This window comes from Paraferrimonas sedimenticola (assembly GCF_002282855.1).
GTDB classification, from domain to species: Bacteria; Pseudomonadota; Gammaproteobacteria; order Enterobacterales; family Shewanellaceae; genus Paraferrimonas; species Paraferrimonas sedimenticola.
In genome coordinates this window covers 432,280-456,148 of sequence record NZ_NRIR01000001.1, presented here as the reverse complement: position 1 = coordinate 456,148, position 23,869 = coordinate 432,280, and the positions used below count along the sequence as shown (strand labels likewise).

24 protein-coding genes and 1 other RNA gene are annotated in these 23,869 nt (G+C 51.8%); 14 read left to right on the top strand and 11 right to left on the bottom strand.

Going from position 1 to position 23,869, the window contains the following annotated elements:
* Window positions 1-34 precede the first annotated feature (34 nt).
* Window positions 35-2,380, bottom strand: coding sequence for a PilZ domain-containing protein (locus CLC93_RS01960; protein WP_095504253.1), 2,346 nt, complete (start codon window positions 2,378-2,380; stop codon window positions 35-37).
* A gap of 159 nt (window positions 2,381-2,539) precedes the next feature.
* Here CLC93_RS01960 and radA point away from each other — a divergent pair, with 159 nt between their 5' ends.
* Together radA and cysQ are read left to right on the top strand one after the other, a co-directional pair.
* Window positions 2,540-3,907 (top strand): DNA repair protein RadA, encoded by a 1,368-nt coding sequence (radA, locus tag CLC93_RS01955; protein WP_095504252.1) that lies wholly within the window; start codon window positions 2,540-2,542, stop codon window positions 3,905-3,907.
* Between the two features lie 141 nt (window positions 3,908-4,048).
* A complete protein-coding gene (cysQ, locus tag CLC93_RS01950; RefSeq protein ID WP_095504251.1) occupies window positions 4,049-4,888 on the top strand; it encodes a 3'(2'),5'-bisphosphate nucleotidase CysQ in 840 nt (279 codons plus the stop codon).
* Window positions 4,889-5,072: 184 nt separating this feature from the next.
* Here the strand turns inward: cysQ and CLC93_RS01945 are convergent, their stop codons facing one another.
* The 5 genes from CLC93_RS01945 to CLC93_RS01925 all read right to left on the bottom strand — a co-directional run bounded on the left by CLC93_RS01945 (window position 5,073) and on the right by CLC93_RS01925 (window position 8,603).
* Window positions 5,073-5,474, bottom strand: coding sequence for a bactofilin family protein (locus tag CLC93_RS01945; RefSeq protein WP_095504250.1), 402 nt, complete (start codon window positions 5,472-5,474; stop codon window positions 5,073-5,075).
* A gap of 133 nt (window positions 5,475-5,607) precedes the next feature.
* The gene (napF, locus tag CLC93_RS01940; protein WP_095504249.1) at window positions 5,608-6,120 is read right to left on the bottom strand and encodes a ferredoxin-type protein NapF; all 513 of its coding nucleotides are present in this window, start codon (window positions 6,118-6,120) and stop codon (window positions 5,608-5,610) included.
* Window positions 6,121-6,157: 37 nt separating this feature from the next.
* A complete protein-coding gene (gene galE, locus CLC93_RS01935; RefSeq protein ID WP_095504248.1) occupies window positions 6,158-7,171 on the bottom strand; it encodes a UDP-glucose 4-epimerase GalE in 1,014 nt (337 codons plus the stop codon).
* Window positions 7,172-8,080, bottom strand: a complete 909-nt coding sequence (galU, locus tag CLC93_RS01930; RefSeq protein WP_095504247.1) for a UTP--glucose-1-phosphate uridylyltransferase GalU — start codon at window positions 8,078-8,080, stop codon at window positions 7,172-7,174.
* Between the two features lie 214 nt (window positions 8,081-8,294).
* Window positions 8,295-8,603: a ComEA family DNA-binding protein gene (locus tag CLC93_RS01925; RefSeq protein WP_095504246.1), complete on the bottom strand. Its 309-nt coding sequence runs from the start codon at window positions 8,601-8,603 to the stop codon at window positions 8,295-8,297.
* Window positions 8,604-8,842: 239 nt separating this feature from the next.
* On the opposite strand from CLC93_RS01925, the gene ffs reads away from it, so the two are divergent.
* Together ffs and CLC93_RS01915 are read left to right on the top strand one after the other, a co-directional pair.
* Window positions 8,843-8,939, top strand: an RNA gene (gene ffs / locus CLC93_RS01920) — signal recognition particle sRNA small type.
* 203 nt (window positions 8,940-9,142) lie between these two features.
* Complete coding sequence (locus CLC93_RS01915) at window positions 9,143-9,334, top strand: hypothetical protein (protein ID WP_095504245.1); 192 nt, start codon at window positions 9,143-9,145, stop codon at window positions 9,332-9,334.
* A gap of 6 nt (window positions 9,335-9,340) precedes the next feature.
* Here the strand turns inward: CLC93_RS01915 and CLC93_RS17685 are convergent, their stop codons facing one another.
* Complete coding sequence (locus tag CLC93_RS17685; protein WP_169902760.1) at window positions 9,341-9,487, bottom strand: hypothetical protein; 147 nt, start codon at window positions 9,485-9,487, stop codon at window positions 9,341-9,343.
* On the opposite strand from CLC93_RS17685, the gene CLC93_RS01910 reads away from it, so the two are divergent.
* From CLC93_RS01910 to CLC93_RS01900, 3 genes are all read left to right on the top strand, one after another.
* Window positions 9,470-10,057, top strand: a complete 588-nt coding sequence (locus CLC93_RS01910; RefSeq protein WP_095504244.1) for an acyl carrier protein phosphodiesterase — start codon at window positions 9,470-9,472, stop codon at window positions 10,055-10,057. The two genes, CLC93_RS17685 and CLC93_RS01910, sit on opposite strands and share 18 nt — an antisense overlap.
* 95 nt (window positions 10,058-10,152) lie before the next feature.
* Entirely contained in the window at window positions 10,153-10,677 is a 525-nt protein-coding gene (locus CLC93_RS01905) for a phosphatase PAP2 family protein (protein WP_095504243.1), read from the top strand.
* Between the two features lie 9 nt (window positions 10,678-10,686).
* Entirely contained in the window at window positions 10,687-11,757 is a 1,071-nt protein-coding gene (locus CLC93_RS01900; RefSeq protein WP_095504242.1) for an MJ1255/VC2487 family glycosyltransferase, read from the top strand.
* Window positions 11,758-12,437: 680 nt separating this feature from the next.
* Here the strand turns inward: CLC93_RS01900 and CLC93_RS01890 are convergent.
* The 4 genes from CLC93_RS01890 to dinG are packed head-to-tail and all read right to left on the bottom strand — an operon-like array spanning window position 12,438 to window position 16,773.
* Complete coding sequence (locus tag CLC93_RS01890) at window positions 12,438-13,148, bottom strand: YccT family protein (RefSeq protein ID WP_245837040.1); 711 nt, start codon at window positions 13,146-13,148, stop codon at window positions 12,438-12,440.
* Between the two features lie 30 nt (window positions 13,149-13,178).
* Window positions 13,179-13,823 carry a primosomal replication protein PriC gene (gene priC, locus CLC93_RS01885; protein ID WP_095504240.1) on the bottom strand — a complete coding sequence of 215 codons (645 nt, stop codon included), beginning with the start codon at window positions 13,821-13,823 and terminating at the stop codon, window positions 13,179-13,181.
* Window positions 13,823-14,596: a sulfite exporter TauE/SafE family protein gene (locus tag CLC93_RS01880; RefSeq protein WP_095504239.1), complete on the bottom strand. Its 774-nt coding sequence runs from the start codon at window positions 14,594-14,596 to the stop codon at window positions 13,823-13,825. The genes priC and CLC93_RS01880 overlap by 1 nt, the downstream gene beginning before the upstream one ends.
* A 59-nt stretch (window positions 14,597-14,655) precedes the next feature.
* Window positions 14,656-16,773 carry an ATP-dependent DNA helicase DinG gene (gene dinG, locus CLC93_RS01875; protein WP_095504238.1) on the bottom strand — a complete coding sequence of 706 codons (2,118 nt, stop codon included), beginning with the start codon at window positions 16,771-16,773 and terminating at the stop codon, window positions 14,656-14,658.
* A 369-nt stretch (window positions 16,774-17,142) separates the two neighbouring features.
* Here dinG and CLC93_RS01870 point away from each other — a divergent pair, with 369 nt between their 5' ends.
* The 7 genes from CLC93_RS01870 to CLC93_RS01840 all read left to right on the top strand — a co-directional run bounded on the left by CLC93_RS01870 (window position 17,143) and on the right by CLC93_RS01840 (window position 23,810).
* Window positions 17,143-18,309 (top strand): porin, encoded by a 1,167-nt coding sequence (locus tag CLC93_RS01870; protein ID WP_095504237.1) that lies wholly within the window; start codon window positions 17,143-17,145, stop codon window positions 18,307-18,309.
* Between the two features lie 558 nt (window positions 18,310-18,867).
* Complete coding sequence (locus CLC93_RS01865) at window positions 18,868-19,647, top strand: DUF3450 domain-containing protein (RefSeq protein WP_095504236.1); 780 nt, start codon at window positions 18,868-18,870, stop codon at window positions 19,645-19,647.
* Complete coding sequence (locus CLC93_RS01860) at window positions 19,647-20,999, top strand: MotA/TolQ/ExbB proton channel family protein (RefSeq protein WP_095504235.1); 1,353 nt, start codon at window positions 19,647-19,649, stop codon at window positions 20,997-20,999. Before CLC93_RS01865 ends, CLC93_RS01860 begins: the two co-directional genes overlap by 1 nt.
* The gene (locus CLC93_RS01855; protein WP_095504234.1) at window positions 20,999-21,529 is read left to right on the top strand and encodes a MotA/TolQ/ExbB proton channel family protein; all 531 of its coding nucleotides are present in this window, start codon (window positions 20,999-21,001) and stop codon (window positions 21,527-21,529) included. The genes CLC93_RS01860 and CLC93_RS01855 overlap by 1 nt, the downstream gene beginning before the upstream one ends.
* Window positions 21,530-21,539: 10 nt before the next feature.
* A complete protein-coding gene (locus CLC93_RS01850) occupies window positions 21,540-21,944 on the top strand; it encodes an ExbD/TolR family protein (protein WP_095498503.1) in 405 nt (134 codons plus the stop codon).
* A gap of 1 nt (window position 21,945) precedes the next feature.
* A complete protein-coding gene (locus CLC93_RS01845) occupies window positions 21,946-22,560 on the top strand; it encodes an energy transducer TonB (protein ID WP_095504233.1) in 615 nt (204 codons plus the stop codon).
* 2 nt (window positions 22,561-22,562) lie between these two features.
* Window positions 22,563-23,810, top strand: coding sequence for a tetratricopeptide repeat protein (locus tag CLC93_RS01840; protein ID WP_095504232.1), 1,248 nt, complete (start codon window positions 22,563-22,565; stop codon window positions 23,808-23,810).
* Window positions 23,811-23,869 lie beyond the last annotated feature (59 nt).

The following is a 23,869-nucleotide window of genomic DNA, read 5'->3' as shown; positions in this document are numbered from 1 at the left end:
ACGAAGCTACATTGCTGGCGTTAGCTAACGCTCGCTAGTCTTTGCTGTGGCGCTGCAACATCTCGGCGCTGATGTCCAAAATCTCTCCTATGGCCAAGGTGGAACGCAGTTCTTTTTCGAGCTGTTTGGCCTTGCCCACTGAGTGGATAGTCAGGTAATTCATTTCAGCTTCGATGCGTTCAAAGTTAATCGCATCAACCCTTCCTCGAGCGACGCGAATCGCCATCATGCGCCCTTTGGCCTGAATTTTGTTGATAAGCACTTGCTGCTCAGAGATCGACAAGCCGGTAATCGGGTGCAACTGGCATTGGTAGCCACCCGAGGGCTTGACCTTAATCTGAATCAGCAGCTCGTAGGCCGTCATCGCTTCAGTCGACAGCGCCTTGGTCAGCGGGCCTTGCAGCAGTTGAGCCAGCTCTGGCTCACTGGCCAGTTGCTGTAAGTGATAACGCCCGGATACAGATGAGCCTAGCTGCAGCCAGTCGAGCACGCGGTTGTGTTTTAAGCTGCGACACACCAAGTCGGCCTGAGCCTTGTGCCCGCGTTTGTGGAAGAAGAAGGGCACCGAATTAAGCTGTTGTAAGAACAGGTTCTTAAGGCCTTCGGTCAATTCGGTTTCGCCATCGGGGCGCTCGTTGAGCGAGGTCAGCTTGTCTTGGTTGTGGGTCAGTAGCTTAGCTAAGAACGCCAAGTTTTGGCCCTTGTCGTACTGATGCAAAGCCTTAAAGTGACCAATAACCCCTTCGCTGCGCTGCGATAGCAGCTGATAGGGGATCTTCGCGAGCTTGTTGCTGCCCGCCAGCTTTTGCAGTTTGGGATAACTCAGGGCCACCGGCTTGGTTTTATCAAGCGCTGGCGCGTCTTTAAATCTGAGTTTAATGCCCGAGGCTGAGATGTCCTCACTTAACGCCATAAAGCTTTGACTGCCTTGAGAGACTTCCACCAAAGTTTGCAGCGCAAAGCGCTTTTCTTGGCGACGGTCATGCCAGCTTACCGCCAGCAGCTTTATCGGTTTATCGTCGCTGTCATCGACTCGAAACTGCTGCAGCAAATTCGGGTCTTGCTCAGAGCGCTTGGCTTGATAGCAAAGCTTACCGGCTTCGCTAGTTACATCGTCTAAGCGCAGCAGGTACTTGAGCTGGTTGAGGGTTTCACGAGTTTTCAGCGGCAAGGGCTGCTCTTCGCCAGGCAAGCAGTAATCGTGCAGCGCCTGTTTGCCGCCCAGTTCGGTGGCGTCCAATTGCCAAATGCGCCAGCTGGCCAACTGACTGCCAAAGCTGAAAAACAGCTGCTTTAAACCGCTGCGATTAAGCTCAGCTAGGGTGGCGGCATAACGCGACTGGCGGCCGTTGGCGCGGTACACAAAGCTGTACAACAATTTGTGCTCGGTATTGGGGTTGCGCATGGCGAGATCTATGCGAGGCTTGGTCAGCACTTTAGCCAATTGGCTGCGTTTTTGCAGATCGTCAAAGTAGGCATACGCGTCTTGGTTGTCGCGGCTACTCAGGCCAAATTGAATGCCTTGATTATCGCCAAACAAAGGCAGGCATTGCAGTCGCGGTAAGTATTGAGTCTCGTACGCGAAGCTGGACGTGGCTAGCAGCACCTCGTTGACGTCGACCTTGTACTTGGATTTGTGGTTATCAATGATTTGCTGCAACCACTCGCTGTACTCTTGACCGCCGCCCACGCGGGCTAGCCGCAGCCATTGATACTGGGCTTCGCCTTCGATGCCGGCGATGCGATATTCCACACCGAGTTTGAGTTCGCTAATGCTGGATTTGAGCTCTTTGGGAATTCCAGTCAGGCGCAAAAACAGTGGCTTGGCTGCGTCGATTTTAATGTGACCGGATAAGCGCACGCGGGCACCATTCACCGACAAATCAGAAGTGACCACTTCCATGCGTTGCAGCGGATTTTGCCAGGCCTGCGCTTTGATTGAGAAGTTCATGCGAACTTCTTGACGCTGAATGTAGTTGCCCAGCACCAAGGCCTGCGCTAACTGACTAGGGTCGACCTCTTCTGAGGGTTCGAGATGCGCGGAGTCGAGACGGTTCTTATCCAGCGCGGTGAGGCTCTCATAGACGCCAACCGTGTAGCGACCGCCAAAAATATGCAGTTGTTCGTTGAACGCGCCCACCAGCGCTTTGTCGATGAAGTGCACTAGGTTGCCCACCTTGATCGGTTGGCACTTGTAGTGCTCGCGAAAATCGAGGCGACGTTGGCAGGGTTCGTTTAAACGCTTGAGCTCCATTTTAAGCAGGAAGCGATTAGCGCTGGACTCGCCCAGAGTGAGTTGTTCGAACTTGTGGTCAAAGTCCTCCTCAACCAAAAGGACTTTAAGTTGTTCAATTAGCGGTCGTTGTTGTTCAAGACTCATAGATTGTTCGTTATAGTAGAGCCGCGGAGCAATTCCCGCGTGCCGTCCATATTCCTTTGTCGGCCAAAAACAGCAGTTCTGAAGCCCGAATTGGCAGGGATTCAGCGCTTAGACAACACCCAGACAACCTAAGTCTTATAACAACACGAATCCGTTGATATGGCAAAAAAACAGACCGCTTATGTGTGCACCGAATGTGGTGCCGATTTTCCCCGCTGGCAAGGCCAGTGCAGCGCTTGTGGCGAATGGAATACCATTTCAGAAGTGCGGTTGAGCTCGGCCACGCCTACGGGCCGCGGCGCGCAGTTTAGCGGTTACGCCGGAGCGGCGGACAATCAGGTAAAGACTTTAGACCAAATCGATTTAAGCGAAGTACCTCGAATTAGCTCGAGCTTTAAAGAGCTCGACCGTGTTCTGGGCGGCGGCATAGTACCAGGTTCAGCGATTTTGATTGGTGGCAGCCCAGGGGCGGGTAAGTCCACACTTCTGCTGCAAACCTTGTGTGCGCTGGCCGAGACCATGGGTGCTTTGTACGTTACCGGCGAGGAGTCCTTGCAACAGGTGGCGATGCGCGCCCACCGTCTAAATTTGCCGACCCAACGCTTAAAAATGCTCTCGGAAACCAGTGTTGAGCGCATCATTGAAATTGCGCAAATCGAGAAGCCAAAAATCATGGTGATCGACTCGATTCAGGTGATGCACATGGCGGACATTCAATCGGCGCCTGGCAGCGTGCCTCAGGTGCGTGAGTCTGCCGCTGCGCTGACGCGGTTTGCCAAGCAAAACAACATCGCGGTGATTCTGGTGGGGCACGTCACCAAAGACGGCACCTTGGCGGGTCCTAAGGTGTTGGAGCACTGTATCGACTGTTCGGTACTGCTTGATGGTGATGCGGACAATCGTTTTCGCACTCTGCGCTCGCACAAAAACCGCTTTGGTGCGGTTAACGAGCTTGGAGTGTTTGGCATGACCGAATCCGGCCTTAAAGAAGTGGCCAACCCCTCGGCGATTTTCTTGTCCCGCGCGACCGAGCAAGCCGCGGGTACCGTGGTGATGGTGCTGTGGGAAGGCACTCGGCCCTTGCTGGTGGAGTTGCAGGCCTTGGTGGATCACTCACCACTGTCGAATCCACGCCGGGTGGCGGTAGGTCTTGATGGTAACCGCTTGAACCTCTTGCTAGCGGTATTGCACCGTCACGGTGGTTTGATGATGTCAGACCAAGACGTGTTCGCTAACGTGGTTGGTGGAGTGCGCGTCGCTGAAACCGGTGCGGACTTAGCCTTGTTGCTGGCCATGGTCTCAAGCTTTAAGGACCGTGTATTGCAGCGCGACTTGGTGGCCTTTGGCGAGGTAGGTTTGTCGGGTGAAATTCGCCCTGTGGGCAACGGCCAAGAGCGTCTAATTGAAGCTGCCAAGCACGGCTTTACTCGCGCGATTGTGCCTAAGGCCAACGTGCCGAAAAAGCCGATTGACGGGATGGAAGTGATCCCTGTAACCCATCTTAGCCAAGCGTTAGAGGCACTGTAAATGAGCGGCATGGACCCTAGAGCACAGGCACCGCAGGCCTTGAAGCAAGCACTGGAGGCGCTGTAGATGAGTGATATTGACACTAAAGCGCGGGCACTGCAGGCCTTGAAGCAAGCACTGGAGGCTCTATAAATGAGTGGCATGGACCATAAAGCACAAGCGCCACTGGTATTGAGCAAAGCGCTGTTAGAGTCGATTCGTCTGCTGGCGCAAAAAGCCGGCGAAGCGGCGATGGGCTATTACGGCGATGCCAACGCCATGGGTGTGCAAGTCAAAGGCGATGCCACTCCAGTGACTGCCGCCGACAAAGCGGCCCATCAGGTGATAGTCGACGGGCTGATGGAGCTCACGCCATCGGTGCCGATTTTGTCCGAAGAGGACGAGCACCAGGTGCCTTGGGGCGAGCGCTCGCAATGGTACCAATACTGGCTAATTGACCCACTCGATGGCACCAAAGAGTTCATCCACGGCAACGGTGAGTTCACCGTGAACATCGCGCTGATTCAAGCCCAAGCCCCAGTACTGGGTGTGGTTTATGCGCCAGCCCTTGGCTTGAGTTACTGCGGAGCAGAGAGCGTTAGCGCCTATAAAGTGCTAGCCAGCGGCGAGTCGCTGTCACTGCCGCAGACCGCAGACGTGCCGAGTGAGACTCGAGTCTTATCCAGTCGCTCCCATCCATCACCGGCCTTGAGCGCCTATCTAGAGCGTTTGACCAATCCAGTGTCAGTACCCGTGGGCAGCTCTTTGAAGCTTTGTTATCTGACCGATGGTCAGGGAGACCTGTATCCTCGACTCGGGCCAACCAGTGAGTGGGACATTGCCGCCGGCCAAGCGGTGGTGGGTGCCTGTGGTGGACAGGTACGAGTGCTAGATGAGCATAAGAATCCAAGCCATCCGCTGGGCTACAACCAAAGCGACAGCCTGCTAAACCCAGAATTCGTCGCCTACCTAAACCCAAACAAGCTGCCGAAATCCGAGTAAACCAAGCAACTCACAAGCAGCAACCTCACCTTAGGTTTATCCACACCCACCCCAAAAAAGCGCGCAATTTATCCACAGCGCGCGCCAACTCACTGAATTTTAGCCACAAAAAAAGCCCACAGCCTACCCACAGGGGACTGTCCCCTAGGGTGGTTTTGCGGACTTTTATCCACAGAGTAGTACTTTAGGCGGGTTCCGCGCTAATTTCTGTGGTGTCGATATCTTCTTCGACTTGAGGTGCGGCTACCCAGTTCGGTGCTTGCTTGACGCGGTGGCCGATGAACTGGCCGCCTTGGTAGATTTCGATGGTCTCGCAGTAGACTTCGCCATCTAGGGTGCCGGTTTGGTCGATAACCAGTTGTTGGCAGTGAACTGAGCCTTCAACTTTTCCTGAGATCTTTAGAGTTTGGCATTGAATTTGGCCGCTAAGCTCGCCGCTATTCTCGACTTCAATGTCGGCAGAGGATTGGACCTGGCCGCTGACTTTGCCGCCGATAAGTGTGTTGCCATCGAATGCCAGTTGACCGTCGACTTGGCAACCTTGGGCCAAATAGGTAAGTTGCGCGGGTTTATTTTTCTTGAACATACTGAGCTTCGTTGTTTGCTGTTGGCTTATTATTGAGCGCCGCCAAATTATGCGGCGCAAACTTTGATAGCCATACTAACCTCAAAGCTTTGGCTTTGGCTAGGAGCTGGATCGAATTGTGCAGCGCACTTGTTCAATAAGCCTTCGAGGTGACAGAAGGGCGTGCTTTTGTCTGGATTTTGACGGCATCAGCGGGGCAAACACTCTTACATGCACCACAGCCAGTACAGGCGTCTAAGTCCAATTGCGGACGCGCTACTTGACCAAGTGTTGGTCGAATCGCAATGGCTCTTGGCTCGCAGGCGTCTTTGCAGCTGTGACACACCACACCACGATGGGTGAGGCAGTTATCTTGCACTTCGGCCCAGTAGCTCCAAGGGGCTTGCTCGAAACCTCGAAACATCTCGACCTTGCAAGCTTTGACGCAAGCTTGGCAGAAGGTGCATTCGTCTTTGTCGAAATTCAACTCTACAAAGCCACCACGACCTTTTTGAATGATGCCAGTTGGACAGGCATCGATGCAGTCACCACAGCGGGTGCATGCGTCGATAAAGGCGTTTTCTGACACCAACCAAGGCAGGCGCGGCGGTAGGCTTTGATCGCGACGCAGTAGATTGCGTCGCGATAGATCTGGCAGGTCGCTCATTACTCTCTACCCAACTTTTTAGCCAACTCTTTAGCCATTATTCGGCGTAGCCCTTAGGGTTTTGCGACTGCCAGCGCCAAGAGTCTTGTGTCATGTCATCCAGCGACTTTTGCGCAGTCCAGCCAAGCTCTTGCTCGGCGAGAGTGACCTGAGCGTAACAAGCGGCAATATCACCTGGGCGACGAGGACCAATTTGATAGGGCACGTCACGGCCAGAGGCTTTTTCAAACGCCGCCACCATTTCCAGCACACTGTAACCGTTGCCTGTACCTAGGTTGTAAGTCACAAGCCCAGGGTTTTGCTCAAGCTTGTCTAGTGCTTTGAGATGGCCTAAGGCCAAGTCTACTACGTGGATGTAGTCGCGCACACCAGTACCGTCTTTGGTGTCATAGTCGTCACCAAACACGCTTAGCTTCTCAAGCTTACCCACAGCCACCTGAGTGATGTACGGCATCAGGTTGTTGGGAATGTCGTTAGGATCTTCGCCAATCAGCCCTGAGTGATGGGCGCCAACTGGGTTGAAGTAGCGCAGCAGGGCGATATTCCAACGTTCGTCCGACTTAGCCAGGTCGCGCAGCATTAGCTCAACCATCAGCTTGGACTGACCGTAAGGATTAGTCGCACCGGTTGGTGAGTTTTCGGTGAGTGGCAGCTCAGTTGGGTTGCCGTAAACCGTAGCCGACGAGCTAAACACCAAATTAAAGCAGTTGGCCTGCGCCATGGCTTCGCACAGCACTAGCGTGCCAGCAACATTGTTTTGGTAGTAACGCACAGGCTGAGCCACAGACTCGCCAACCGCCTTGAGACCGGCGAAATGGATCACAGAGTCGATATTGTACTGACCGAAAATATCGTCCAATACGGCGCGGTCGCGAACATCACCTTCGATGAAGGTCACCGGCTTGCCGGTGATTTGCTCTACGCGCTTAAGCGCTTCTGGGCTGGCGTTGCACAAGTTGTCCAACACGACCACATCGCGGTTAATGTCTAGAAGCTCCACTAGGGTGTGAGAGCCAATATAGCCGGCACCACCGGTAACAAGAATGGCCACTTACGCCTCCTGTTTTGCAAGTGTTTGAATCAAATCGGCAACGCGGTCGCCGGTTTCTGCGTGGCGTAGTGCGTACTCAATAGTGGCACGCACATAGCCGAATTTGGTACCACAATCGTGGCTGCCACCGCGCATGTAATAGGCATCTACCTCTTGCTCTTCGATAAGCATATCGATGGCATCGGTGAGCTGAATCTCGTCGCCGGCGCCCACTGGCGTGCGCTCAAGCAAGTTCCAGATCTCTTTGGACAATACGTAACGTCCCACCACCGCTAGGTTTGAAGGGGCATCCTCAAGCGCTGGCTTTTCTACCATCTTGTGAATCTTGGCAAACTCACCCGCTTCGATACTGGCACCGTCAATGTCAGCAATACCGTACAGGTGTACTTTGTCTTGCGGCACACCCTCAACCATGATTTGGCTGGCTTGGGTCTGGTCGAACTTGGCGACCATCTCGGCCAAGTTTTCCTGGGTCAAGTTACTCTTGTGCTCATCGATAAGCACATCCGGCAGTAACACAGCGAATGGGTTATCACCGACCACTGACTTGGCGCACAAAATGGCGTGGCCCAGACCTTTGGCGTGAGACTGGCGCACCGAAATAATGGTCACATCTTTTGGACAGATGGCTTGTACCGCTTCTAACAGCTGACGCTTAACACGACGCTCTAGCTGAGCTTCTAGCTCAAAACTGGTGTCGAAGTGGTTTTCGATGGAGTTCTTTGAGGCGTGGGTTACCAGCACAATTTCCTTGATACCAGCGGCAATCGCTTCCTGAACTACGTATTGGATAAGTGGCTTATCAACAACAGGTAGCATTTCCTTAGGAATCGCTTTGGTCGCAGGTAGCATACGGGTGCCAAGGCCGGCGACTGGGATTACCGCTTTGCGGATCTGTTGGTTTTGCATGAGGGCAAACGAACCTTTGATTGTGGAATGACTAAGGCATTGTAACCAAGTACTTGGCTTAAGTTTAGAGAAAATTGGAAGACAAGCGCAGCACGTACCAACCGATTTACTGATTCGTCAGACTTGTGTAACGGCTTTGACGTGAAATTAAAATACTTGTTGATATGTATCCCACTGTGATAACCGCCAGCGCAGGCACTGGCGGCGGTTTGAGTTACAGGCTGATGCTGTGTTGATTTTTCTCCAATATTGACTGACCGATACCGCGCACCAGCAAGAGTTCTTCGAGATGCTTAAACTCGCCGTTAGCGGTGCGATAGGCCACAATCGCTTCGGCTTTCTTAAGGCCAATCCCCTTGAGTTTTGAGGCCATGGTTTGAGCATCCGCTGTGTTGATGTTGACCTTGTCCGTCACTGGTGCAGTGGCGGTATTGCCCTCTGCAGCTAGCGACAAGCTAGCCGGAACAAAAGTAAGAGCAAAGGCCAAAAGGCCGGTACGGATCCAGGAAATGGTTTGAGTCATGTGCGATTCCTTATGCTGTGACTGAAGATTTTGTTGGCTCCAATAGTGGAGTCACTGCCAGCTTAGATAGTCTTTGTCAGCCTCGCCTCAGACCTTTGGGGGAGTTTTTGTCGCTATGGTTTGTGCAAATCGCCGAATCTTCGCGCAAGCAAGCACAAATGCGGCTTGGCGACTTGATTCAAACAAGGGGAATAGTCATAATGCGCGGGTCTCAATCGAGACGGTCTACGATGGTGGCCCTGTGGTCCCCTCGCAATGCTAGTTCGTGAACCTGGTCAGGCCCGGAAGGGAGCAGCCACAGCGGGTGATGCATGTGCCGGGGTGCGGCTGCAGGGTTGCCACCAAATTCTCGTGTTATCTCAGTCCTTGCCTCACATTAAAAGCCTGCTTTTGATGGTGTTTTGCTGTGCCTGATTTCTACTTTTCGCTTTCTGCCTTTCGCTTTCCATAATTCACTTCCAACCTTGAACCACTGCAGTTCAGATTTTTTATTACATTAGCTGTAATATTAAGTCTTCCTTGATATGTGGCAAAAACTTATGAAATTACTTGGCTTTTTGTTTAAGCGAAAAGTGCTCAGTGATGATGCGAGACGGTACAAGCTCTGTGTTCGACTGCATCAGGGGCACAGCGTAAACGATATCGCAGCGGAGCTAGAGACATCGGTAGAAGTGCTTATGGACGATTTGCAGTACATCCGCACTCCGGCCAGCACACCAGCAGCCGAATAATTCGCGCTAATTGATTGATAATAGCAAGGATGCTTTTTCTTTTTCACCCATGCTCATCTTTTCGTTCACTTGATTCAATTGCCCACCCCAAGGCATGCTAGAGCGTCCGCTTTCCAATAAACGCATCGCTTTGCCATGAATTACCTTGCCCATTTGGCGCTGTCCCAATCTTCAGTAGAGTCGAGAGTCGGCAATCTGCTCGGCGACTTTTGCAAGGGTGTGGACACCAAGGCGCTACCCGTTGGCATTCAGGCAGGGCTAGCTAATCACAGATTGGTGGACCGACTCACCGACCAACACCCTCAGGTCAAATACCTTAAAACCTTAATTTCGCCCCAGCGCCGCCGTTTTGCCGGTGTGATACTCGATCTTTGTTTCGACCACTTCTTGATTGCCCATTGGCATGAGTTTTACGAGGGTGATTATCACCTCTCCAAGGGCGAGTTCTTCGAGCAACTAACCCTAGGTTTGCCCTTGATGCCCGAGCGGATGCAATACGTGGTGTCGCGAGTGGTCGCGCAAGATTGGTTTGAGACCTACGAGCGGGTCGAAGGAGTAGGGTTTGCGCTGGATAGAATCGCGCAAAGGATCCGTTTTACCAATCAGTTTGAGGGGAGCATTGAGGAAATCGACACGCACTACACTCAAATTGAGCAAAGCTTTTTGACCCTTTACCCCGAGATCCAAGCTCAAGTCGCCGACGCTAGACTCGAACTCCTCTAACCGCTCGCTTTCACCCAATTGTTATTCGGCTGTAACCCAAGCGTCATTTGCACGCCTTAGCTTTGTCAGCATTAGCAAAGCTAAGGACCAAATCGATGCGAATGACACTGGCGCGCTGGGATCTGCAACTTTTGTTATGGCTACGACAACTGTCGTTTGAGAAGGACTTACATCGAGTTGCGAAATTGGTTTCGCGAAGTGGTGATGGTGAACTCTACTTTGCCTTTGCACTTCTGGCATTGATGACCCACTGGCAGAGCGGACTCGACTATTTTCTCACTTTGCTGCTCGCTTTTGCCGTTGAGCTGCCGCTGTACTGGCTACTCAAGAATACCTGCCGTCGCAATCGTCCTGCTGAAATTTGCGGTACCCAGGGTGAGGCAATTTCCGCGGCCATCAAACCCCATGACAAATTTAGCTTTCCATCCGGACACACTTGCGCTGCGTTCTTGTGCGCCACAGTCACTGCGCAGATGTACCCGCCACTGGCTTGGATTGCACTAACTTGGGCCAGCTTGATAGGCCTTTCTCGAGTATTACTGGCGGTGCACTTTCCAACCGACGTGTTGGCCGGCGCCGCCTTAGGTTATTCCATTGCTACCATAGCAATGGCTTTCTAGGAGAAAGTAATGCGAATTCTCTTTGGCGTTCAAGCCACAGGCAACGGTCATATTTCACGAGCGCGAAGCTTTGCACGCTCGTTTGCCAACCACCCAGACATTCAAGTGGACTGGCTATTCTCCGGTCGTGAGCGAGAGCAACTGTTCGACATGCAAATCTTTGGCGATTTTAAAGTACTGCCAGGACTCACTTTCGTGACATCCCAAGGGCAAATTAATCCCATAAAAACCGCGCGAAAGCTCAACCTTCCAAGGCTTTGGAAAGACGTGACATGTCTAGACCTAGACGCCTACGACCTAGTCATCAGTGACTTTGAACCAGTCACCGCCTGGGCTGCCAAACACCAAGGCGTGCCATCCATGTCCATCAGTCACCAAGCGGCATTCCTAAAAGACATTCCCTGTCCCAAAAGCGCAATACTCAACAAACCTTTGATGCGCTACTTCGCACCAACTGACGTGCAATTGGGCTTGCATTGGGACAGTTTTGGCCAGAACCTGCTACCACCAGTTATCGAGCCAATGACCTCAACTAAAATCCAGCACGCCCTAGGCGACTTTGCCCTAGTGTACTTACCATTCGAACACCTAGACCAAATCCAAGGTTGGCTAGCCCCAATCAGAGCGCAAGAGTTTGTCTGCTTTCACCCAGACATTGAACGTCCTCTGCGAAGAGGCAATGTGCGCTGGCGTCCACTCTCCCGAGAAGGCTTCATTAAACACCTACACGCCTGCCAAGGCGTAATAACCAATGCCGGTTTCGAATTACCTTCAGAAGCCATCGCGCTAGGCAAAAAACTACTGGCACGCCCCCTAAAAGGCCAATTCGAGCAGCAAGCCAACGCCATGGCACTCCAACAGCTCGGCTACGGATACGCCACCAATAAGCTATCGAGCCAAGCTATTAAGCACTGGCTACAACAACCCAACCGCCAGTTACCACAATGGCCAAACGTCTCTGACGCCATTGTCGAGTGGCTAAAAATTGGCGATTGGCAGAACCTAGACGCCTTGTCGGCGGAGCTTTGGTCACAGGTTGGCACGGTTGCTGAGGAGATGCGGGTAGCGAGCAACGGCTAGCGGTTGGCAGGGAAGAGCGGGAGCCGCCGGCAAGCGGCCGAGAAGCTTCGAATGTTGAAGCTGTTCCCGCCATGCCTTTTGGTCTCGCCTTGGCAAAGCCTTTGTCGGGACGCTCTAGACATCCATGTTCGCTCTCAGGTCGTTCCCGACGACCTGAAGCCCTCCTTAAGGCTTCCCCAAGGCGAAACCAATGTCATGGCATCGAACAGCTTCAACATTCTTCGCTTTGGCGGCCGCTTGCCGGCGGCAGATAGGATGAGGAGCAACTGGCTTGATGGGGGCAAACTTGGCTACCGGCAACACCGGCAACACCGGCACCTCGCACCCAGCTTCCCCGCAGCCAGCCACCAAGCGCCCACAAGCAAAAACTGGCAACCAGCTTCGCCACGATTGGCACTCGCGCGGACAAGGATGTCGTTGTTGGTGTCGATGTGGGTGGGCGATCGGAGGATGGGCTCTGGTCGTCGGGAACGACCAGGCAGTGCATAGGGGTGAAAAGCGAGAGCTTTGAACGCGAGACAGGAGTCGAGCTGGGGAGGCGGCTCAGGGAAGAGCCGCGTTGAACGTCCCGACGAGGACGTGCAGCCGCAGCGGCGCCAGAAAACGACGGCTTGTCCGTGCGAGTGCCAAGTGGCCGCTGGTTGCCAGTTGCTACCAGCTACCAGCTACAAGCCACCCGCTTAGAGCTGGCCAACCGCCCAGCTAAGAAACTCTTTGCGTGTCTTTTCGTCCGCTTGCTCCCACCAGTACTGCAGCATTTCCTGAGCTCGGTCGCTCTGGCCGGTTGCAGCCTTGGGTTGCGCAGCAGTGGCGGCTACTGCCGGTACTGCTGCTGCCGCCGGTGCTGTAGCTGCAGCTGGCGCCGTTGTTGGTGCGCTAGCCACAGCGGTGGTGGTTGCGACTGCGGTGGCTGCTATGGCTGCGTCTTCCGCATCGACGTGCGGGTTCTCGCCTATTAGGGCTTTGAAGATGGTGGCCTCTTCGGCATCTGTGTAGGCTGTGGTGATCTCTACTGGGCGCTTGTTGCTGTCGACTACTTGGACTTCTGGGCGCTTGGCGTAATCGTCGGGCTTCTTGTTGTAGAGCTCGCCGCTGCCGTCAAGGTAGTAGTTTTCGCCGGCCTTGGCGACAAAGGCGATCACGAAGGGTTTCGAGCGGACTTTGCGGTCCATGTCAGAGAAGCGGTCGGCGACTAGGTCGTTGTAGCGCAGCGCGATTTTGTGTGGGCCTTCGCCGATATCGAGTTCGTCGGTGTGGACTAGGAAGCTGGTTTTGACTTCTTTGCCGTCCAGCGCCAGATACTGGAAATTCATTGGAATGTGCAAGGTGGCGGCGGAGGCGGGTAGGGCGATCAGCCAGGCCATGGCGGTGCGAACTAGCCAGTGTTTCATAGTCTCTTCCTTTTGGCGTGATTAGCGCGTTTAGGAGGATAAGCGTTTTTGTAAGTGTGCCAAGGCGCGGCGGCATTGCTCACGGCGCTTATCCAAGGTTAACAGCTCGTTTTGACAACGAATTTTGTCTGCACCATGACAGCGATGCACTCGAATTTCAAGCTTTTGTAAGGATAGTTCGAGTTTGGCTAACCACTGCTTATGCTTAGCTATTTCTGCCTCTAGGCGGTTTGGATCCTGATAGACCTCGATAGGGATCCAGCTGAACTCCTGCGCGCTTTTGGCTTCGGCGACTCGTAGCTTTTCGGCTTGGCGTTTGTGCCACATTTGCTTGGCGCTTTGACGAGACTTTTGCTCTTGGGTCACGGTTACGCTGGTGGTGTTTAACGCCAGGTTTAGCGCGCGAAACATGTCTTGAATGCGCAAGCACAGGGCTTCAATTGTGGCGGCATCGGCCTTTTTGGCCAACATGGTTTCTAGCCGGTCCACTTCTTTGGCTACCGAATTGACGCAGGGCAACAGCAAGCCGCCGTGCTGCTCGAATAATTGCTGATAAAAACGGTTCTTGTTGGCCATTATCCGTCGTGCGCCTTGGGTTAGGCTCTGGTCGTGGGCGCGCGCTTGGTTGGCAAGCGCGTTAAGCTGGGTGCGCATTCGCGCAATGGCGTTGGCCATTAGAGCCAGGCCTCCCAGGCCAGCTTAGCGGCGATTACGATGACCACGCTAATGAATATAGGACGAATAAAATTAGCGCCAAAGCGAATGGCTGAGTGGGCACCTAAGAAGGCGCCCGCCATGATGCACACGCCCATGCTGACGCCTAACAGCCAGTTCACATGACCTAGATAAATAAAGGCCGCCAGAGATGTGGCATTTGAGACAAAGTTCATTGCCTTGGCCATGCCCGATGCCCACAGAATATTGAGCTTGTAGATGGCCATGTTCGACACGGTCCAAAACGCGCCTGTGCCAGGGCCGGCAAAACCGTCGTAAAACCCGAGAGTAAAACCTTGAAAAGTCTGTTTGGTCTTCAATCCTTCAGCATTCGTAGGCGGCTGGTGCTCTTCTTCGTTAGGACGCTTGCTAAATAAGGTATAAACCGCGGTGGCCAGTACTATCATAGGCAAACCTTTATCAAGCACGCTGGGGTCTAAGTAGTGCACCGCAAAAGTGCCAAGCAGGGCACCCACAAAAGTGGTGAACAGGGCGGTTATCCAAATTTGCGGCTTAAACAGCTGCTTCTTATAAAAGGTAAAGCTGGCAGTCGCTGAGCCAAAGGTGGCAGCGAGCTTATTGGTACCTAGCGCTAAATGCGGTGGCAGCCCCGAGGTTAGTAACGCCGGAATGGTCAACAGACCACCGCCGCCGGCGATGGCGTCGATGAATCCGGCGATAAAGGCTACTACTGAAAGTACTAGCCAGATATCGGGTTCGAGCGCAAATTCCAAAGTGTTTCCCTTTCGTAGCGGTATGAGTAGCGGGGTTAGCAGAGAGGCCAACGCGCCGTTTATTCTATGACTCGACGGTAGGGTGGCAGGCCGTCAAGTAGCGCCGAGCCGTAGCGTCGAGTGAGTAAGCGTTTGTCGAGAATGCTGATCCTGCCATAGTCTTGCTCTTTACGCAGCAAGCGTCCGCAACTTTGTATCAGCTTGCGTGAGGCGTCCGGCACAGTCAGTTGCATAAAAGGATTGCCGCCTCGTGCCTTAACGTACTCGGCATGGGCTTCTTCCACAGGCGAGGTGGGGACAGCAAACGGCAGCTTGGTAATAATCAGGTTGGTTAGATAGTCTCCGGGCAAATCCAGACCCTCAGACAAAGAGGCGGTACCAAAAATCACGCTGGGTTTACCCTCGTCTACCCGTTTCTTGTGCTTTTCTAGCAAAGCTTTGTTAGACAAGTCGCCTTGTACCAAGATTGGCACTTTCAACTTAGAGGTCAGCTCATCGACTACCTGATTCATCTGCCAGTAACTTGAAAACAGCACCAGTGATGCCGGTTCGTCTTCGAGCAATTTAGGCAGTGTGGTCACCAGCTCACCGGTAAAAGCTTTGTCACTGGGGTCGTGACGCATTTTGGGCAGATACAAAGTGGCGTTGTTTTCAAAATCGAAAGGGGATTGCAAGGCTAGGTAGCGCGTACCATCGTTGGCGCGCAGGCCCACTTGCAGGCGAAAGTGGTCAAATTGATTAAGCGCACGCAAAGTCGCACTGCACAGCACCACGCCTGCGGCCTGATCCCAGAGTTGAGTCTCAAGGATGTGGCCCACTTCGATAGGGGAGGCGCTCACTAGATAGTCCTGCGGATTGGTGTCCGAGCGCGCGGCAATCCAGCGCGCCAAGGGTGCGGCTTTAGGATGCTGTTCTTGCGCCATCATTTGCCACACCTGCTGCAAGTTCTCTAATCGCTGCAAATAATTGCCCAATTCCACCATTGCCGGTTCGGCTTTGCTGGCGCTCAAGTCACCATCTTTAAGGGCTTCTGCCACCAGATTTTGAATCTTGGTTAGATGCTTGAGATTGGTTTTACAGCTAGCGGCCAGGTCATTGGCCAATGGCGTGAGTAAAGGTGGCAGCTCGCCGTTTTCAAAGCGGATGCGTGCTTCTTCATTATTAAACCAGTGCTCGTTGGCATTGAGTAAGTCGCCCACTTGCTTGAGCTGGCCTATGGTATCGGTTAGCTCATCCATTAATGACTGGCATGGCTTGATGGCTTGCTCTGATGGCACCAAGGCTTGGATTTTGCTGAGGCTCTTGTCTAAGCGCGCCAGCCAGTCGGCACTGGCGCGCACTGTTGCTGAGGCGCTAGAAAAATCGCGAGTCACCTGAGGCAGGTGATGGGCCTCATCAATCACAAAAAATAGGCTATCTGGGTCGGGTAAAATCACCCCGCCGCCCAAACTCAGGTCCGCCAGCAACAAGCTGTGATTGACCACCAATACATCCCAGCGGTCCATGTCATCGCGGGCTTTGTGAAACGGGCAATACCTGTGATCGGCGATGTTGCGTTGACAGCCGTGCTTGTCTGAGCTGATTTGGCTCCAAATCGAGTCAGGAATGGTTTCTTTGAGGCTGTCGCGATCGCCATCCCAGCGACCGTGATGGTAGTCGGACAATAAGGTCTTTAGCCGCTTTATTTGATGCGGGTCAGGTTTGGTCTGAAATAGCGCCTGTTGGTTTTCGTCCGCTTCACCGGCCAGCAGTTCTAATTTCGACAAGCACACATAGCGCTGTCGGCCTTTTACTAGGCCAAACTTAAAGTCCAGTTCGCTTTGGGCCAAGAAGAAGGGCAGCTCTTTGCTAACCAACTGTTCTTGCAGCGCGACAGTGGCGGTAGATATGCACACCTTTTTACCCTGCGCCATGGCCAAAGGAATGGTACCCAGTAAATAAGCCAGCGACTTACCAATACCAGTACCGGCCTCCACCACCATGATTTTGCGGTCTTGGCTGTACTCGCCCGCAAGGGTTTTAGCGATGTCTGCCACCATGTAGTTCTGCTCCCGTCTCGGGTTGAACTGTTTCATGCCACCGGCGATTTTTTTGTAGATGCTGCGGATCTGCTTTTGCACCTTTTCAGGTACTTTGGCCCCCGCGCGGGATGCTGTTTGGGTTGAACTGGTTGTCATGAGTGCGAACGTAAGCGAAAAGTGGCTTCATCATAACAGGGCTGGTTTAGGCGAGCAGCAGTTTTTAGTGAAGCGCCAAGGAGATTCATTCTAAGGTAGTAATCAAAAGATCGATCAATCTTGTAACAATTGCACAATATTTCCACTTTAAGCGCTTTACAAAAACGGTATTTTCTCGCCTATTTGCGTGAGATTGATCAGAGTTTACTTATAAATCATATGCTTAGGAATTTTGAATCCTAATCACCGGCCGGCAGCCCCGCTATTTTAGAAAAAGGTTAATCGCGAATCAGTTCCAATTCGGTCCTGCCTTGGTTTTCGAATTAACTACACTTTGACAATACCCCAGAATATTCATAGGAGTCACAAATGAAATTGGCTTGGCTTAGCAGCGCCGTATCCGTAGCGCTAGCGGCACCCGCTGCACAAGCAATCGAAGTCTTTAACGACGGCAAAAACTCGGTAGGCATTGGTGGATATGCCGATGTACGAGTACTTAATACTCAAGGTAAGACGGAAGTTGCTGATGGTACCTCGCGCATTAATTTCGATTTTAATCGAAACATGGGTCGAGGCTGGGACTTACAAGCCAAGATGGAATGGGGCGTCAACTTGGTCGGTAATACGGATATCTCGCTGACCGGTGACTATGTGCACACTCGCAGCGGTGACTTCCTCAATAATCGTTTGGGTTTTGTCAAAGTAGGCCATGAGAAGTACGGTTCGATTTCCGCGGGTAAACAGTGGGGTGTCTATTACGACGTGGTAGCCGCAACCGATATTCCGCACATTTGGGCGGGTACCAGTTCGGGTGTTTATACCTTTAATGGTGACGGTGGCCTTAATGGTACCGGTCGTGCCGACAAGGCATTGCAGTATCGCAACGAGTGGGGCAATTTCAAACTAGGGTTACAGGTACAAGCGCGTAACTCAGCCGACGAAGTCAGAGATTTGCAAGAAGTGCCTGCGCCACTGCCAAGCACTGGCAATGTTTACCGTATCCAATCGATCACTTACAACAGCACCTATGGAGCCTCGGCTCGCTATCAGGCGACTGACAAGTTGGAAGTGGGTGTGGCTTATAACCAAGGTGAGTTCGAAGGTCGCTTCCTTGACGGCACTCCACTGAATGCCACCGACAAGATTGCTGCTTTTGGTTCTAGCTACGGCGGCATGTATGACGAGGGCTTATATTTGGCCTTTAACGTCAACCAAGCGGAATTCCACGAGGTGGACAACGAAGGTCGCATCATTCCAAAGAGCACGGGTGCTGAGGCTTTGGTGAGCTATGCCCTTGACGGCGGCTGGGTACCATTCTTGATGATGAACTACCTGAAAGCCGATGAAGAGAGCTACAAGCGCGACTACGAAGGCGACACCTTTGAGCGTTCGTTCATCACTGGCGGCGTGCACTATCAATGGGACAAGAACACTATCTTGTACATCGAGGGTCGCAAAGACTTTAGCAAGGTGCCTGACGCTCAGAAGAAAGTTGAAGACGACGGTATCGGTATCGGTATTCGAGTGTTCCTCTAATCGCAATCCGGCTTAATAAAAGCTTCATCTAAAATATCCCCGTTCTCGCCAGTCGAAGACGGGGATTTTTTATACCTGCACGCCAAGTTGCGACAGTGTAATAATTCGCCTTGAATTGGCGCTTTCTCGCCCACTCTTGTTTGTTTGCTATGTTCTAATTTAATTAATTCGAATTCTATGTAAGCGGCACTTTTGAGGCTTTCAGCTATAGTTTATGGCGCTTTGTTCAGCTTAGGTTTAGAAAAGTCCTCAATGACTTAGGAGACTCCGGTTGCAAAAAAACACAAAGTATGAATTTACCCCGCTCGCTTGATTTTCGTACGGTAACGGCTGTTTAGACGAGTTTCTGGGCTGGGAGAAGTGTTGACAGCTATTCAGCTATTATGGAATCATGCCTGCGGGTCTGTCCGTAAAGGCGGATAGAATAAGCTAATATAACAATCACTAAGAGTGGGGATGACAGTACTTTTTACTCAATTCGAAAATTATAAATACTGAATGAGTATTCACACGGTCTGGCATCTTGCTTAAACATTCACATCAAATTGGTTGGAAACTATGTCCAAGGTAAGTACAAGAACCAAACTGGCTACTGCTATGGTTGCTGCACTGGCTTTCGCCGGTAGCAATCTAGTCGCCGCTCCTCTTACCGACGTGCAAAAAGCAGACGGCAAAATGCATGTTGCTGCTGAAAAATCTCAGCAGAAAATCGATAAGTACTATGATCAAGCTCAAGACATGCTGTTCGAATACGGCAGCACCGAAGATCAGCGTGAATCTCTAAAAGGCTACAACGACTACGTTGCTGGTCTGGTTGCTGACCAGGAAGAGAGCATGAAGTTGATCCAAGCGGACATCGACTATGTTGAAACCTTGCGTCAAGGCGTTGTGCCTTTGATGTTCAAAATGGTTGAGACTCTGGAGCAGTTCGTCGCTCTTGACCTTCCTTTCGAGCAAGAAACTCGTAAAAACCGTGTTGAAAACCTAAAGAGCCTGCTGAACTCTGCAGAAGTGTCTTTAGCTGAGAAATACCGTCTTATCCTTGATGCCTACGACATTGAAAACGACTACGGCCGTTTCGTGTCTGCTACCGAAGGTAAGCTGGAAGTTGATGGCAAAGAAGTACTGGTTGACTTCTTCCGTCTAGGTCGCGTTGCTCTGTACGCTCAAAGCCAAGACCAAAAAGGTGCTTGGATGTACGACGCGAAATCTAAGACTTGGAACAAGCTAGAAGACCGCTACTTGCGTGAACTGACCAAAGGTATCCGTATTGCACGTAAACAAGGTGCAAACGACCTGTTCGAATTGCCAATCCCAGCTGCGGAGGCTGCACAATAATGAAAAAATTACTGACTTCTGCCCTGATGGCAGCCAGCCTGAGCTTGACCGCTGGTGCTGCAGTTGCTGCAGAGCCGACTTCGTTCGAAGCTCTACTGCAAAAAGTACAAGCTGAAGCCACTGCTCAAACCAAAGTAAATAAAGCTCGTGAGACTGAGTTCAAAAACTACGCTGGCGACAAGCAAGCGCTGTTGAACAAAGCTAAGCGCGACCTAAAAGCCGAGCAAGACCGCGGTGATCGTCTAAACCAAACTTACCTAGACAACGAACGTCGTCTAGCTGAGCTGGAAGAAGACCGCAAAAACGCTCAGGGTGACCTGGGTGAAATGTTCGGTGTTGTTAAAGGTGCTGCTGGTAACCTAGCTGGTCGTCTAGCCGCTTCTAACATCTCTGCTCAATATCCTGACCGTCACCAGTTCATCGCTGAGCTGGGTGCCCGTAAAGAGCTACCTCGCATCGACGAGCTAGAGCAGTTCTGGATGGCTTACCTGAAAGAAATGACCGAGTCTGGCAAAGTCGTTAAGTTCCAAGGCGACGTAACCGGTATCGACGGTAACACCACTACTACTGAAATCAGCCGTATTGGTCCATTTAACCTATTGGCCGATGGCAAGTTCGTTCTATACAACGACGAGCTAAAGCTTATCCAAGATTTGTCACAACAGCCTGACGGTTACCAAGTTGCCCCAATCAGCAACTGGGCTGCCCAGACTGACGGCTACGCGCCGCTATACGTCGATCCAGCGTCTGGTGTTCTACTGAGCGTATTCACCCAGAAAGCCTCTCTTGAAGAGCGTTTCGAAGCGGGTGGTACCATTGGTAAAATTATCGCTGGTCTACTTATCCTTGGTCTGATCGTATCTATCGAGCGCTTCATCACTCTAGGTGTTGTTGGTGCGAAGATTAAGGCGCAAACCAAGAAGATCGACGAACCTGGTAACAACCCATTGGGTCGCGTGTTGAAAGCCTACCACGACAACAAGACTGTTGACGTTGAGACTCTAGAGCTGAAACTGGACGAAGCAATTCTGAAAGAAACTCCAGCAATTGAGACTCGTATTTCTATAATTAAAGTATTAGCAGCTATCGCTCCTATGCTGGGTCTGTTGGGTACCGTAACCGGTATGATTGCTACCTTCCAATCTATCCAACTGTTCGGTACTGGCGATCCAAAACTGATGGCTGGTGGTATTTCAATGGCACTTGTAACGACCGTATTGGGTCTGATTGCAGCCTTGCCGTTGATGCTGTTACACGCTCTAGTTTCTGCCCGTAGCAAGTCTTTGGTTCAGATTCTTGAAGAGCAAAGTGCTGGCATTGTTGCTGAGCATGCTGAGAAGAGGAACGCCTAATGATGCTATTCCTGATGGATACATGGGATTCCGTCAGGGGCTTCATCTCCACGGGGGGTGACGTCCTCCTGCTGGTGGCGTTTGTTCTGTTCCTTATGTGGGTTCTCATGTTGGAGCGTTACTTCTACTTGAATGTAGCGTTCCCTAAGTTCCGCGATAACGTGATTAACCACTGGAACGCACGGGGTGAAACTTCATCCTGGCATGCACATCGCATCCGTGAAGCCTGGATATCCCAAGCGAAGCAACAATTAAATGCGCGTATGCTAGTCATCAAAACTTTGGTAGCCATCTGTCCAATGATTGGTCTGTTGGGTACCGTAACCGGGATGATTAACGTATTTGACGTTATGGCTGTGCAAGGTACGAGTAACGCTCGTGCGATGGCGGCCGGTATCTCCACTGCCACCATGCCGACTATGGCTGGAATGGTAGCGGCACTATCGGGCGTATTCTTTAGCACACGTCTTGATGCGCGTCTGAAAGTCAGCCTCGAGAAGCTAGCTGATAGCTTGTCGAATAAAGAATAGAGAGAAAACAATGGCACGTAAGAAGCATTCAAGCGTGGAAGAAGAAGCGCAAATCGACATGACACCGATGCTCGACATCGTGTTCATCATGTTGATCTTCTTCATCGTAACGACTTCGTTCGTTAAGCCTTCAGGTTTGGACGTAAACAAGCCTAAGGCATCGCAGTCAACTCAGAAGAAATCGGCTAATATCTTTATTGGCATCAGCAAAACTGGTGTGATTCAGATGGAAAACCGTCAGGTTGATATCGAGCGAGTAGCGGCTAACGTTGAACGTATGCTAGCCGAAGCTCCAGAAGCTGCTGTACTTATCCAAGCCGACAAAGAAGCCCAACACGGCATCGTTGTTAAGGTGATGGACCAAGTGAAGCAAGCGGGTATCGATAAGATCTCAGTTGAAGCGGAGAAAGATTAATATGTTGAGAGCACTAGTATCTTTGATCCTTGGTGCTGTCGTTACCTTTGCTTTGTTCGTCTTCATGGCGTTTCTAATTGGTGGCGGTGCTCAGCGCGCCGACACCAGTACTGAATCACCAGTGATTGAAATCACAATGGATAGGCAAGATGCAAAGGCGCAGAACAAGCCAAGGTTCAAGCCTAAGCCACCGCCACCACCAGAGCAGCCGCCAAAACCGGAAGCTCCACCACCAGAGTCGAGTGCTGATACCTCAGGTATGAGCTTCAACATGAGCGGTGTAGCCATTGGTAGCGCGAGCACTGGTATGAGCCCAGGTAGCTTTATGAAGGGCGATGGCGATGCGACTCCGATTGTACGTATCGAACCACGCTACCCGATTAAGGCAGCCCGTGATGGTAAAGAAGGTTGGGTACAACTAAGCTTTACTATTAACGAAGTGGGCGGGGTAGAAGACGTTAAGGTAATCAAAGCAGAGCCTAAGCGTTTGTTTGACCGCGAAGCGGTACGCGCCCTGAAGAAGTGGAAATACAAGCCTAAGATTGTCGACGGTAAGCCAATGCGTCAGCCTGGCATGACCGTGCAACTAGACTTTACTTTGGATAACGCAGGTTAAATATGGCAAAAGCAAACAACATAGCGACTACGCTGTTGGCTGGCCTAATGGGTCTGGCGCTAATCGCGCCAGCCACTGCAGCCAAGGGTGAATGTCCAATCGACAACCGTAAGTCACAGGCTGTTGGCCAGTCTGCAGGTAAAAAGGTTCAAAAGGCCTTTAACCTGTACAGCGAAGAAGACACCGCAGGTGCCCTTGAGGTTCTGCTGGAAATCGACGCTAAAGATGATTTCGACAAAGCCTATGTGTCGCGTTTTATCGGCAACTTGTACGCCGAGCAGGGTAAAATCCCAACTGCATTGAAGTACATGAAGATCGCTGTTGATTCAGATCAGCTAGGTGGTACCGACCACGCGGCTTCTCTGAAGCTATACGCCGATCTTCTAATGATGGAAAAGCAGTTCTCCAAGGCGGTACCTGTGTACCAAGATTGGATGGAATTCACCTGTAAAGAAGACGCTGACGTATACACCCGTATCGGTGTGGCTTACTCAGAGACTAAGCAGTACGACAAAGTTATCCCAATGGCCGACAAAGCCATTGCGCTGAACAAAGAACCTAAGAAAGGTCCGTTCCAGCTGAAGCTAACCTCGTACTACAACACCAAGCAGTACCAGAAGTCTATCGATGTACTGGAGACCATGATCCCGCTGTTTATCGACGATAAGCGCCTGTGGGTTCAGCTCGCTCAATTCTACTTGTTGGTCGAAGACTACAAGAAGGCATTGGCGACCTATAACATCTCCTACCTCAACGGCTACTTGGAAACCGACGGTAACGTTCGTCGCTTGGCCCAGCTATTGTCGCAAAACGGTTCTCACTACCGCGCTGCGAAAATCTGGGAAAAGCACATGAACGAAGGTCTTATCCCGACCAACGAGAAGAACCTAAAAGATCTAGCGGGCTTCTTCCAACGGGCTAAAGAACACCGTACCGCGGCTAAGTACTTTGGTAAGGCTGCTGACGTCAACAAAGACGGCGAATTGTACCTCAAGCAGGGCATCCTGTTGGTTCAGGCCGAGCGTCACAAAGAGTCGATTCCAGTGTTTGAGAAAGCACTGAAAGCGGGTATCAAGAACCCGGGCGAAGCTCACATTCAGATGATGCTAGCGCATCTATCCCTGAAGCAGCTTAAGTCGGCTTATAAGTACGCCAAGCTTGCCAAGAAGGACAGCAAGACCAAGAAACACGCAACTAGCTACGAAGGCTTTATCCAAGAGAAAGCCAAGCTCTACGGCGTGACCCTGTAACCGTTATCGGTTAATCTAAGCCCTGCAAATGCAGGGCTTTTTATTTTCTGCCCCAAGCA

Excerpts from the sequence above, each read along its gene's own strand:
- CLC93_RS01960 (WP_095504253.1), bottom strand. The coding sequence starts at position 2,380 with ATGAGTCTTGAACAACAACGACCGCTAATTGAACAACTTAAAGTCCTT.
- radA (WP_095504252.1), top strand. The coding sequence starts at position 2,540 with ATGGCAAAAAAACAGACCGCTTATGTGTGCACCGAATGTGGTGCCGAT.
- cysQ (WP_095504251.1), top strand. The coding sequence starts at position 4,049 with ATGGACCATAAAGCACAAGCGCCACTGGTATTGAGCAAAGCGCTGTTA.
- CLC93_RS01945 (WP_095504250.1), bottom strand. The coding sequence starts at position 5,474 with ATGTTCAAGAAAAATAAACCCGCGCAACTTACCTATTTGGCCCAAGGT.
- napF (WP_095504249.1), bottom strand. The coding sequence starts at position 6,120 with ATGAGCGACCTGCCAGATCTATCGCGACGCAATCTACTGCGTCGCGAT.
- galU (WP_095504247.1), bottom strand. The coding sequence starts at position 8,080 with ATGCAAAACCAACAGATCCGCAAAGCGGTAATCCCAGTCGCCGGCCTT.
- CLC93_RS01925 (WP_095504246.1), bottom strand. The coding sequence starts at position 8,603 with ATGACTCAAACCATTTCCTGGATCCGTACCGGCCTTTTGGCCTTTGCT.
- CLC93_RS01915 (WP_095504245.1), top strand. The coding sequence starts at position 9,143 with ATGAAATTACTTGGCTTTTTGTTTAAGCGAAAAGTGCTCAGTGATGAT.
- CLC93_RS01910 (WP_095504244.1), top strand. The coding sequence starts at position 9,470 with ATGAATTACCTTGCCCATTTGGCGCTGTCCCAATCTTCAGTAGAGTCG.
- CLC93_RS17685 (WP_169902760.1), bottom strand. The coding sequence starts at position 9,487 with ATGGGCAAGGTAATTCATGGCAAAGCGATGCGTTTATTGGAAAGCGGA.
- CLC93_RS01905 (WP_095504243.1), top strand. The coding sequence starts at position 10,153 with ATGCGAATGACACTGGCGCGCTGGGATCTGCAACTTTTGTTATGGCTA.
- CLC93_RS01900 (WP_095504242.1), top strand. The coding sequence starts at position 10,687 with ATGCGAATTCTCTTTGGCGTTCAAGCCACAGGCAACGGTCATATTTCA.
- CLC93_RS01890 (WP_245837040.1), bottom strand. The coding sequence starts at position 13,148 with ATGAAACACTGGCTAGTTCGCACCGCCATGGCCTGGCTGATCGCCCTA.
- priC (WP_095504240.1), bottom strand. The coding sequence starts at position 13,823 with ATGGCCAACGCCATTGCGCGAATGCGCACCCAGCTTAACGCGCTTGCC.
- dinG (WP_095504238.1), bottom strand. The coding sequence starts at position 16,773 with ATGACAACCAGTTCAACCCAAACAGCATCCCGCGCGGGGGCCAAAGTA.
- CLC93_RS01870 (WP_095504237.1), top strand. The coding sequence starts at position 17,143 with ATGAAATTGGCTTGGCTTAGCAGCGCCGTATCCGTAGCGCTAGCGGCA.
- CLC93_RS01865 (WP_095504236.1), top strand. The coding sequence starts at position 18,868 with ATGTCCAAGGTAAGTACAAGAACCAAACTGGCTACTGCTATGGTTGCT.
- CLC93_RS01860 (WP_095504235.1), top strand. The coding sequence starts at position 19,647 with ATGAAAAAATTACTGACTTCTGCCCTGATGGCAGCCAGCCTGAGCTTG.
- CLC93_RS01855 (WP_095504234.1), top strand. The coding sequence starts at position 20,999 with ATGATGCTATTCCTGATGGATACATGGGATTCCGTCAGGGGCTTCATC.
- CLC93_RS01850 (WP_095498503.1), top strand. The coding sequence starts at position 21,540 with ATGGCACGTAAGAAGCATTCAAGCGTGGAAGAAGAAGCGCAAATCGAC.
- CLC93_RS01845 (WP_095504233.1), top strand. The coding sequence starts at position 21,946 with ATGTTGAGAGCACTAGTATCTTTGATCCTTGGTGCTGTCGTTACCTTT.
- CLC93_RS01840 (WP_095504232.1), top strand. The coding sequence starts at position 22,563 with ATGGCAAAAGCAAACAACATAGCGACTACGCTGTTGGCTGGCCTAATG.